1 pseudogene is annotated in these 2633 nt (G+C 70.2%); it reads right to left on the reverse strand.

From position 1 onward, the window contains the following. Positions 1 to 94: 94 nt before the first annotated feature. A pseudogene (locus QH283_RS18710) lies at positions 95 to 2633 on the reverse strand (condensation domain-containing protein); the annotation flags it as partial.

Raw genomic sequence — 2633 nt, forward strand, 5'->3', positions numbered from 1 at the left:
CGGTGATGTCCGCGCCTTCGCCCTATGCCCGTTCCTTGCCATTGCCGTAACTGTCTCTGCTTACTTTCTATACTAACACCGAAATCTTCTACGTCACGAATTGCGCGGTGGTGATGCCCTGCTCGGCGATGATCTGGGCCAGGTACACCGGATCGCGGTGGCCGTCCGGCTTGGCGACGACCAGACGCGCGCCGGTCTGCAAGGGCCAGAAGAACTCCCACACCGACACGTCGAAGGTGGCCGGGGTCTTCTGCAGCACCGCGTCGTCGGCGCCGATCGGGTACTGCGCCTGCATCCACAGCAGGCGGTTGACGATCGCGGCGTGGGTGACGGCCACACCCTTCGGGCGGCCGGTCGAACCGGAGGTGAAGATGACGTAGGCGGTGTTGCCCGGCCGCGCGACGGCCCCGGCGACGACGCCCGCGTCGGCGCTCTCGTCGGCGAGCAGATCCTCCACGTAGCGGGTGTCCACCACCTCGGAGACCACATCGGCGAAGCCGTCGCGGCGGGTGGTCAGCACCAGCACCGGCGCGGCGGTGTCGAGGATGTGCTCGATGCGCTCGGCGGGCTGATCCGGGTCGAGCGGCACGTACGCGCCGCCGGCGACCAGCACCGCGTACATCGCGACCACCAGCTCGGTGGAGCGCCGCATGCCGAGCGCGACGAAGGATTCCGGTCCGACGCCCGCGGCGGCCAGACCGGCCGCCACCCGGTCGACCCTGGCGGCGAACTCGGCGTAGGTCAGCGACTCGTCGGCGTAGACCAGCGCCACCGCGTCCGGGGTGGCGGCGGCCTTGGCGCGGAACAGCGAGACGAGGGTGTGCTCGGGCACCGGGTGGGCGGTGTCGTTCCAGTCCGCGAGGACCCGCGACTTCTCGTCGTCGGCCAGCAGGTCGATGTCACCGATCGGGGTGTCCGGGTCGGCGACGACCGCCGCCAGCACCCGGTCCAGCCTGCGCGCGAACGCCGCGACCGTCGACTCCTCGAAAAGGTCGAGCGCGTAGGAGAACTCGGCGGACATGCCGGCGAGTTCGCCGCGCTCGTCGTGCGCCTCCTGCAGGGTCAGCTGCAGGTCGAACTTGGCCAGCCCGGCGTCGTAGTCGATGCCGCTGACCGACAGGCCGGGCAGTTGCAGGCTGGCCTGCTTGGTGTTCTGGAAGGCCAGCATCACCTGGAACAGCGGGTGACGCGCCTGCGAGCGGGCCGGGTTGAGCACCTCGACCAGGCGCTCGAAGGGCACGTCGGCGTGCGCGAAAGCCTGCAGGTCGGTCTCGCGGGCCTGGTCGAGCAGGTCGGCGAAGCTGCGGCCGCCGTCGACCTCGGTGCGCAGCACCAGGGTGTTGACGAACATGCCGATCAGGTCGTCGAGGGCGGCCTCGCCGCGACCGGCGACCGGGGTGCCGATGGCGATGTCGGAGGTGCCCGACAGGCGTGCCAGCAGCACCGCCAGCGCGCTGTGCATGACCATGAACAGCGAGGCGTTGTACCGGCGTCCCAGCTCCACCAGGGCGTTCTGGGTCTCGGTCGAGATGACGAACGGGTAGGTGCCGCCCCGATAGGAGGCGGCGGCCGGACGCGGGTGGTCGGCGGGCAGCACCAGCTCGTCGGGCAGGTCGTCGAGCTGGCGGGTCCAGTACTTGATCTGGCTGGAGATCAGCGACTGCGGGTCGTCCTCGGAACCGAGCACCTCGCGCTGCCACAGCGCGTAGTCGGCGTACTGGACGGGCAGCTCGGTCCAGGCGGGCGCCTCCCAGGAGGTGCGCGCCGCGTAGGCGAGCATGACGTCGCGGGCCAGCGGCACCATCGACCAGCCGTCGGCGGAGATGTGGTGCACGACCATGCCGAGCACGTACTCCGACTCGCTGATCTCGAACAGCCTGGCGTGCAGCGGCACTTCGCTGGTCACGTCGAAGGCGACCGAGGCCAGGTCGACCAGGTGGTCGATCAGGGTGTCCTCGGTGACGCGATAGGGCGTCAGGTCGGGCACGATCTGGGCGGCGTCGAGCACCACCTGCACCGGGCCGTTCTCGGTCTCGGGGAAGACCGTGCGCAGCGACTCGTGGCGGTCGATCACGTCGATGACCGCGACCTGCAGCGCGGCGATGTCCAGATCGCCGGACAGCCGCATGGCGATCGGGATGTTGTAGGCGACGTTGGAGCCGTCGAAACGGTTGAGGAACCACATGCGCTGCTGCGACAGCGACAGCGGCACCTGCTCGGGGCGCTCCTTGGCCACCAGCGCCTTGCGGGCGCCGTCGCCGGCCTGGCTCTCCACCCTGGCCGCCAGCGCGGCGACGGTGGAGGCCTCGAACAGCATGCGCACCGGCACCCTGGTGTCCAGGGCGATGCCGAGGCGGGAGGCCACCTGGGTGGCGATCAGCGAGTTGCCGCCGAGATCGAAGAAGTCGTCGTCCACGCCGACGCGCGGCAGGCCGAGCACCTCGCCGAAGATCTGCGCGACGATCTCCTCGATCGGGGTCGTGGGCGCGCGGAACTCGCGCACCTCGAACACCGGCGCGGGCAGCGCCTTGCGGTCGAGCTTGCCGGAGGCGTTGAGCGGGAACTCCGCAAGCGCCATGACCACCGAGGGCACCATGTAGGCGGGCAGCCTGCGCCGCAGCGCGGTCTTGACC

The organism is Nocardia farcinica (genome assembly GCF_029867845.1).
GTDB lineage: Bacteria > Actinomycetota > Actinomycetes > Mycobacteriales > Mycobacteriaceae > Nocardia > Nocardia farcinica_A.